This window comes from Neobacillus bataviensis LMG 21833 (genome assembly GCF_000307875.1).
Classification (GTDB): Bacteria; Bacillota; Bacilli; order Bacillales; family Cytobacillaceae; genus Neobacillus; species Neobacillus bataviensis.
In genome coordinates, this window is sequence record NZ_AJLS01000013.1 from 1 (window position 1) to 8870 (window position 8870).

Below are 8870 nucleotides of genomic sequence, written 5' to 3' on the forward strand. Positions count from 1 at the left end.
GATGAACCAATTCTCTATACGATTGATGGTGAAACCTTCGAGTGGGATTGGCTGCATGGGGGAAGTGTGAGGATGGTTGGGTGAAGCAGGGGACGGTACTTTTGCTTCATCGAACACTTTGGTTGGTGGAATAGAGGAAGTGTCTTTGTGTATCCTCGGGATAACATCTTTTGCCGGATTTTAAATATAGAAATTCTCTATTAATTGATGCTGGGGGCAGTTTTAAACAATCGTTTGGTTAGTACAAAAACTCTATAGCATTTTAAGCCAAAGCATAATTTGATTAAAGTAAAGAAAGTAAAAGAATAGGATGTTTAAGTATGATTTAGTAAAATAGGCATATGTGTAGAAAGTCTATCTTTAAGGGAGGCATAAAATGGATATAAAATTACTACAAGAAATTTATGAATCAGATGCAATTCAAAGAAATCAAGGAATTCTTGATGAGGTTCAGCCTTTTTTAAGAGGCTTACTAAATCAATTTATTGAAAGAGCTGGGAAAAGATTTCCTGAGTTATACAAATTCACAGTTCGAGGTTATGAAAGTACTTTAAGGACGACTATTACGGATTTAAAAAACCCAAAATATGCCGAGAAAAAACAGCATTATGGTGTAAGGGGGTTCGTAGAATTAGTTGATGAAAGTTATTTTGTAGAACCCTACTATGAACTGCTTTTGCCTAAGCTCAACTTAGAATTAGATTTAGCTAAAAAACGATTAAAAATAAATACATATACAGATTTTTACCCATTACAAGTAGGGATAAAAAAAGGAAATGCAGATTCGTTTCGAAAGATTATTCAGGATTTAAATGAAGGTATTGATATCTATTTGCAGAAAGATGATTCTTTAATTGAAAAGAATCATTTTATCGATGAGCTGATTAAATATGACAAAAAAAGATTAAGACCACATGTTGGTTTTGGGAAAATAATTCTATTGGAAGATCATATAAATACTGAACAGGTTATTGAACAAATGGAAGTAATGTATGAGGATCTTCAAGATTTATTTAACTATCTCCAAGAAGAAGCAGCAATACATCGTCAGGCTATTCATTTCTTTGAACTATTTAAAAATAGTAAAGGAAACTATAATATTGATTTATTTAACAATACTTACCAAGTAGAAATTGGCCCAACCCATAAAGAAAAAACATATTTTTTCCAACAAACCTTCTCTGTTTTTCAAAATGAACAATTGATTACTAAAGGTGCATTTGACTTTTTAACCAGAGATCAATTATACGCTAGAGAAACTTTCGGGATAAACGTTTTTAAAAATAATTTCAAGTATTTTCAAGTAAGATCAATCATACAAGGGGATAAGAAAGAGCAAATATATTTAACAAAAGCATTCCATATGCAAAATGCAAGTGAGCAAAATGAAAGTTTGCAAACGAAACTGATTGAGGTACTAAGACAAGAAGGGTTTGAGATGGACGGTAAGAAGTTCTATGTTGGCACCTATGATAATAATAAAATGGAATTTACTGAATCTACCGACACCATACAACTTCGCCTTATCAAGGCTGCACTTATATTTGCAAAAATTAGAGGTGTTTTTCAAGTATCCAATTCTCACACTGATATCATTCTTAACGAATTAGAACAATCTGATAATGACGTCAAGGTATATGAGAGTGACTTAAATCTCGAAGCTATCATGGATGCAATCCATGATAGTTCTCTTACCTATTCCATGGAAGTTATTCGTGATTTTCACTTAAATTTAACAAGTTTAGATGATAAGCATTTTGTTATTCTTAACGGGATTTCAGGTACCGGGAAAACACAATTATGTAAGCAATATGCAAATGCCGTTTATAATATTGGGGCTGAAGAAGTGAACCCTTATTTGAGGATTATTCAGGTACGCCCTGATTGGATGGATGCCACGAATCTCTTTGGGTATTATAGTTCATTTGAAAAGCGGTATATGAAAACAGAATTCTTAGATATGCTTCTATGTGCGAATCATGAACAGGATAAACCTCATTTTGTTGTGCTAGATGAAATGAATCTTGCAAGAGTAGAATATTATCTCAGTGGTTATTTAAGTGCTGTTGAGTCCAAAACACCTATTTATCTCCATTCAGAGGAAAGCCTTGATGGTATCCCGAAGGAATTATCGATTCCACCTAACTTTTATCTAATAGGGACTATTAATGTAGATGAAACAACCCATGCTATTTCTGACAAGGTTTTAGATCGAGCATTTGTTATGACATTATCAGATGTGGATTTGGAAAGTTTTTGGAACAAACAAGATGTAGCGGTTCAACAATTATTAGGTAAAGAATGGGGCCTACTTACAGAATGTCACAATATGCTGTTAGATTATGATTTACATTTCGGCTACAGAACTTTGAGTGAAATAATAGCTAAATTACAAAAGAATAAAGAGTTGCCAGAGATTTATCAAATGGGTTCTGAAGAAGCTGTTGACCGAAGTATTGCAGAGAAAATTTTACCAAAAATTCGTGGAGATGAGAGGATAGAAGGGTTGTTAGTGAACTGGCTTGAATGGGCATCTCATCATTTTGGTGAAAAAGGGGAAACAACTAGACATTTAGAGCGAATGCGGAAGGAATTAGAACGCTATGGTGCAATCCAGTTCTGGCGTTAAACTATGGGACGAAACCCTAGGGTTATGGGTGAAATTAGAAGAAGCTTATTTTAGAGAAGCTAGTCAATATGATTTAATCATTTCTGAAAACAGTGAAGTATCCCTTTCTATTCAAGGAATGCCTTTGCCACTTGTAAAAGGAAAAGAAGGTTGGAAAGGAGTGTTTACTACTCCTTTCCAAAGTGGAACCATCACGATATCTCTGATGAAAAATAATCAACAAAGGATTATTGAACAGTACGTCTATCCAGATGAAAGGAAGATGACACAGCTTCAATTTCAATCCATGCTGGTGGACATCTTAACCGAAGCAAAAATCTGTTTTAATCTAAGTGGACTTTCAACGGATGTAAGTGCTTCAGGGAATTGTCGGGAACCTTCCCATTTACAGTGGACGTATATTCACAACAATATCTCACAATTAAAAAGATTGTTCTTACAAATTCAGAAGTATCCTCTTAAACGACTAGAAAGGGAAAAACAATATCTTAAGCCTGAAAAAATCAAGGCTATAAGTCCAAGTACAATAAATTGGCTAGACCGGTACGGCGCTTCGCAAGGATATACAGATGACACGCTACCGAACAATGTAATGACTTTACGATCAAAAGAAACCTTTGATTGTTATGAGAATCGTGTCTTGTTAGGGCAATTACTAGAACTAAAGCGATTACTAAATATATATGTATCTTGGAATTATTCTCCTATCAAAGAGAAATCAGAAGAGTATTTGGATTGGGTACATCATGCATTGAAATCACCTTTTTTAAGAGAAATTAAACCGTACCATGGATCAAAATTTATAACTCAATCCTTTCGCAAGCATCCATTATACCGAAACTGGTTTGATTGGTTTTATTCTTTATATGAATTTAAGAATTATTCTTTTGACTGGTCCTATCCCATAGGGTTGAAGAACACGTATGAAATTTATGAAATATGGTGTTACATTCAAATCATAAAATATTTGAGAGAAAATATGTTGCTTGAAAACACTTCTGATTTATTTGTAAAGAAGGATGAACTTTACTTCCTCAGTTTAGTAGAAGGCAATATGAGTAAAATGAGATTGAAAAACGGTGGTTTCGTATATTATCAACGAAGATTCAATTCAAGAACGCTACCTTATTATACGTATACCCAAGAAATGATTCCAGATATTGTCGTAGAATGTGATCAGTATTTAGTCATATTTGATCCGAAGTACCGCGTAGGACAGAATCTCACGAATGCACTAGCCGAAATGCACCAATACCGAGATGGTATTTTGCACAATGAAACGGAAAAAAGAATAGTTGAAGCTGTTTATATTCTATGTCCTACTGAAAATGAATCTAAAATTTTCAGTATAAATTATCATCAAAAATACAAAATGGGAGCATTGAAGGTTGAACCTGGGTGGGAAAATCAAAGCCTTCATATTACACTGGAAAAGTTATTTAAGGATTGATACATTGGAATAAATAACTTATCACTTACGGATCGTTTATTTTCTTGATAAACCATTAAAAGTGCTAGGAATATCCAGAATTGTATTTTGTAACAATTCGGAGATAGATATGAAGGGAAAAACATCCTAAATTAAACTTTGGGCAAATAATGAAGTAAACAAAGTAAGGTTTGGTGATCCGGTAAAGGTTATTCAAGTTATTCAAAAAATGGGGGAAACAATATTGAAATCACTAAAACGAATGCTCTATGAATTAACGATGGATAAAGATTTTGTCGCGTTAAAATTCCTGATTGATCGTCCGAATGTCTTCCATGTGGCGGGTGCAACCCATTTAGAAACATGGCATTCAAGGTTTTTATCCTGGCTTCTGGATCCGACGGAAAGACATATGCTTGGGTATTATCCATTTCAGCGGTTTTTAATGGCCGTTGCCGAATCGGCAGATGAAAATATTGACGATATTACCGATATTGCGATGCTGAATGTGAATCAATTTAGAAATCCTGAGGTCATAGCTGAAAAGGATATTAACAAACTGGATATCGATGAGCTGGAATTAATCGAGGAAACAGAAAAAAACGACGATAAAGGAAGGCTGGATGTCTTTTTTAAGGTAAATATCGTCGATGAAAAAGAACCAAGTAAGGTAAAAAAGTTAATCCTTGCTGTAGAGCAAAAGGTATATGCAAGGGTTGATGTGAATCAATGCCATAAATACTTAAGGAAATTTGAGGAGAAATTCAAAGACGAAACTTTCCTGCTTATCGGTTTAGTACCTAAAAGCCAAATCAAAGAATCAAATGAAGCGACGTTTGGCAGTTCAAAATGGTTTGGCATCGATTATCAGCAATTAGTAGACATTGTTCTAATGCCTTGCCTGGAAAATCCTGATTTAAGTATTTACGCCAAATCTATCATTCAGCAGTATGTAGATGCATTACGAATGCCTTATAAAGGTAAACGTGAAAAATTGGCTACAATTGAAGAAGAACGCACCCTAGTTCGCTCCATTTATGATCGCTTTGAGGATGTTTTTAAAGCTATTACAAAAATATCAAATGAAGAAGACAGTGAAGAAAGAAACTATGTTAGCACTGTAGTAAATGAAACGTACGGTGAAGTTTTTAGAACCATACGATGGATCCTTAACGAGGAAAACGATGTCGAAGAGATATGGAATTTTTCAACAGGATTTCAAAGAAACATCTATAAAAGATGGGACGAGCTCCAGATGGTCATGCATTATGGGGGAGAAGAAACGGTTATTTATGGAAAATCCGTTCCAGAACTTTGGAAACAAACTTTACAGTGGATTGAAGAGCATAATCTTCCACTACGTCAGCTTGTAGAAGATGGCTTTATTCTTGGTGGCGGAGACAGAGGAAACCGTTATGCAATCGCATTCCAACCAATCCATAAAAACAGAAAAAAATTCGCTTCCATCCATACCTATGAATCACTTATAACTGGTGAGACCTACTACATTGAAACCAAAATCAATCCAGAAAGTGGTATGAAAACCATTGCTAAACTATTAAAAAATCTAGGTGTGGCGGTAGAAATGCCGCTACTAGAGAACAGTGAGGTCAGTTCTAACCTAAACTCCTAAATGATTAGAAGTGCGAGGCACTATCCAGAAATTTGGATGGTGCCTATACACTTTTTTTGTATGTTTTGTTTATTGTTTCTTAAGAGGAGTATTTTAAGATTTTGTCGAATTACAATATATAAAAATTTGTTTTTAGATACCTTAAAAGCAGAAATACATGTAGACGTATTTCTGCTAGAATCATTAACTTTTCATTTACATAAAATAAACAGTTTCATCAATTCCGTAATAGTTTCATTAGAATATCTATATCAATGTCTTGATTATTCTCCTCTGCTTCATTAGGGAGTAACATTAAGCCGGAAATGACCGAGAAGTAGAGCATCAAAAGCTTAGTGGGATCCCCTTTACAAAATTCACCGGACTTCTGGCCATTTTTAAAAGTAGAAATCAATTGCTCGATTAAAGAAGGAATTTGATATTGCTGAATAATTTCTTTTGCCTTGTCAGGGACTTCATCAGAAATTTGTACTTGTTGTATTAGCATAAACGAATGTCTATTACGAGTATCGAGCATTCTTTTGGTTAATTCTTTAATTTTTTCTGAAGGAGAACCAGCCATATTTTCCAATGAAGCAAATGCCTCAGCAGTTTCTTCCATTGCATCCTTTACAAGTTCAATAAAAAGCTCATCCTTTGATTGGTAATATCGATAGGAAAGCCCTTGGCTGATGTCTGCCTCTTTAGCAATCATGCTCATTTTCGTACCAATAAGGCCGCGGCGTGCAAATATTTTTAAAGCCGCATTCTTTATTTGCTCTCTTCGTTTATCATGGATTTTGTCCAGTTGATGATCATTTAATGGATGTATCTTTTTCACCCCTTTCATTTTTGTTTCATATCTAAGGTATGAATCAAAACATGTTTACTGAATTTGTTCCTCACTAATGTTCCAAAGTTTCTTTGCTAATTCTTTATCAGTTGCTAATGCTGTTGGTGCCTTCTGTTGTCTATCGGCAAAATATTTGCCGCTCTGATTTGAGGTATCCTTTAATTCAGCTAGCCATACCAAGGTGTCTGCGCCCTTCTCCGGGGTACGGGAAAAAAGATTCATTACAGCCATGGTTGCCTTGGCCATCATTCCATTATTTTGATTGAAATTTGTAGCTACCAGTCCCGGGTCGAAACAATAAACAGTGATAGTTGATCCTTCTAGACGACGCGCTAATTCGGCTGTAAATAGGATATTGGCCAGCTTCGTTTGTGCATAACATATGGTTGGGCCGCCTAGGAACTTTTTCATCCCCCTATAGAGACGCTCCCCATTCATATGATCAAACTCAAAACCTCCTTTTACCATTTTATGACCATGTGAAGCCGTATTGATAATACGTGCGGATTCACTTTCTTTTAAACGATCCAAGAGCAGGGAAGTGAGAAGAAATGGAGCCAGGTGGTTAACTGCCCAGGTCATTTCCACTCCTTCCTCGGTTTTCTGAAAGGAATCGAATAAAGCGCCTGCATTATTCACTAAAACGTCGATCCTTGGACACCTTTCAAGAATTTGCGCAGCAACTTTTCGGATGGATTTTTGGGAGGAAAGATCAGCAATAAATATATCAATCTTAATTGATTTCTTTGTTTGCATCCGTAATAGAGTTGTAATTTCCTCCGCCTTACTCTGATTTCTGGCGATAATACCCAAATTTGCGTTTCGTCTGGCAAGGGCCTTTGCCGCCGCAAGTCCAATCCCACTTGTCGCTCCTGTAATCAATACATATTTGTCTTGTAAGTTCCATTCTTTTTTTGTTATCATATCAGTCATTTTTTTAGCCGCCTTTTTTGAATGAACAATTCATTCATTTTTAAAACAGTATATGCCGCAACTTTTTAAATTGTAACAATAAGTTTTAAAATATTATTTATGAAATATAAAGCAGCTAAATTATAAACAGCTCATTTTGATATATTGCGGTGATCCGTATCATAAATGCCACACATTTTTTGGTAAAAGTGAGGAAGAACCCTTGCTAAACAAATAATGTAAATCTTGATATTATTTCTTGCTTTAAAAATCACGAATTAATAATCTATCATTCAAAAATAGATAATAAATAAGGGTAAATTACAAGATGCAAGACAATAAGTGGTCGGAAACGTATGATATCCTTTTTATCTTTCATTATTTTAAATATTACTTCAAAGCTGAAGGCCTCAGCTTGAGGTATTAGCGAGACTTGTAGTAGCCCACGTAAAGACAATGCGGCTATTAAAGCCTATTCTTTCGGTACCCCTAACTTTAGTTAGGGGGATACTCATTACAAAAAAAAACTTTTGGGAATTTAAGAAAACAAAAAGAATCATGCTCAAGGATCAGACCCCCGACGTGCTAATGTTTTAACACGATGGGGGTCTGAATCGTTTTTTCGTTTTTTTAAAATAAAAAGAAGGTAATATAAAAGAGTAATAAAAATAGTAAAGACGAATATAGCTAAATGATTATTATTGGGGAGGATGAGTAATCATGGCAAAGTATGAAAAGACAATCATTGGTCAATTTGAGGAAGTGGTTAATCACTTGCAAAACAATATTGGTAATAGTGGAATAAGTATGAAATTGGTTGATGAAAGCAACTACACGATTGGAGATACTAAAATAGCAGTTCGAGTTTATGATAAATATTTTATGAGAAATGGAAACAGAGCAAGTTTGAGCCTTACTGTAGTAGGTTATAACAGTAATATTTTTATTTCAGCAATTGGTGCTGGTGGGGGACAAGGTGTTTTTTTAAACTTTAGTCTTGGTGCTGAAGATGATATGGTGGCAATCGTGGAAAAAAGTATAGAACAAATGGAATGATACTTAATTTTTTTCCTAATCGCAGTATCCTCGCAATACGTTTTTTATATAAAAACTATTGCCAATAAGTATTCATTATTAAAATGAAACCTGTATTTCATACCATGGATTGGGTATTTTTACAGAAAGGCATTATTAACAAGACTTCCTTAAAATTGATATCAAATTCGTCAAAAAATGCAAAAATCAGCGCCAAATTACAGATTTGAACGCAAAAATGAGGGTTATCGTTCAAAAAGCGCTGCCAAATTAGAATTTTAGCGATTCGATTCTCTCAGCAAAACCCGATATCGTAGAGGTGCCGGAAACGGAAACCAGCGGTGAAAGGGTGGCACAAAATGATGATATTAAAATCAGGCAACATTGAGGGATTTGAACA

6 protein-coding genes are annotated in these 8870 nt (G+C 34.8%); 4 read left to right on the forward strand and 2 right to left on the reverse strand.

What is annotated here, in order from left to right:
* Window positions 1-376 precede the first annotated feature (376 nt).
* The 3 genes from BABA_RS25925 to BABA_RS02405 all read left to right on the forward strand — a co-directional run bounded on the left by BABA_RS25925 (window position 377) and on the right by BABA_RS02405 (window position 5691).
* Window positions 377-2629: an McrB family protein gene (locus tag BABA_RS25925; protein ID WP_007083526.1), complete on the forward strand. Its 2253-nt coding sequence runs from the start codon at window positions 377-379 to the stop codon at window positions 2627-2629.
* Window positions 2604-4079 carry a DUF2357 domain-containing protein gene (locus BABA_RS02400; protein ID WP_007083527.1) on the forward strand — a complete coding sequence of 492 codons (1476 nt, stop codon included), beginning with the start codon at window positions 2604-2606 and terminating at the stop codon, window positions 4077-4079. The genes BABA_RS25925 and BABA_RS02400 overlap by 26 nt, the downstream gene beginning before the upstream one ends.
* A gap of 223 nt (window positions 4080-4302) precedes the next feature.
* Entirely contained in the window at window positions 4303-5691 is a 1389-nt protein-coding gene (locus BABA_RS02405) for a PD-(D/E)XK nuclease family protein (protein WP_007083528.1), read from the forward strand.
* Between the two features lie 217 nt (window positions 5692-5908).
* On the opposite strand, the gene BABA_RS02410 is transcribed toward BABA_RS02405, so the two are convergent.
* Together BABA_RS02410 and BABA_RS02415 are read right to left on the reverse strand one after the other, a co-directional pair.
* A complete protein-coding gene (locus BABA_RS02410; protein WP_007083529.1) occupies window positions 5909-6520 on the reverse strand; it encodes a TetR/AcrR family transcriptional regulator in 612 nt (203 codons plus the stop codon).
* A 36-nt stretch (window positions 6521-6556) separates the two neighbouring features.
* Window positions 6557-7456: an SDR family NAD(P)-dependent oxidoreductase gene (locus tag BABA_RS02415; RefSeq protein WP_007083530.1), complete on the reverse strand. Its 900-nt coding sequence runs from the start codon at window positions 7454-7456 to the stop codon at window positions 6557-6559.
* Window positions 7457-8155: 699 nt separating this feature from the next.
* Between BABA_RS02415 and BABA_RS02420 the strand changes: the two genes are divergently transcribed.
* Window positions 8156-8491, forward strand: a complete 336-nt coding sequence (locus BABA_RS02420; RefSeq protein WP_007083531.1) for a DUF6054 family protein — start codon at window positions 8156-8158, stop codon at window positions 8489-8491.
* The last annotated feature ends 379 nt before the right edge of the window (window positions 8492-8870 follow it).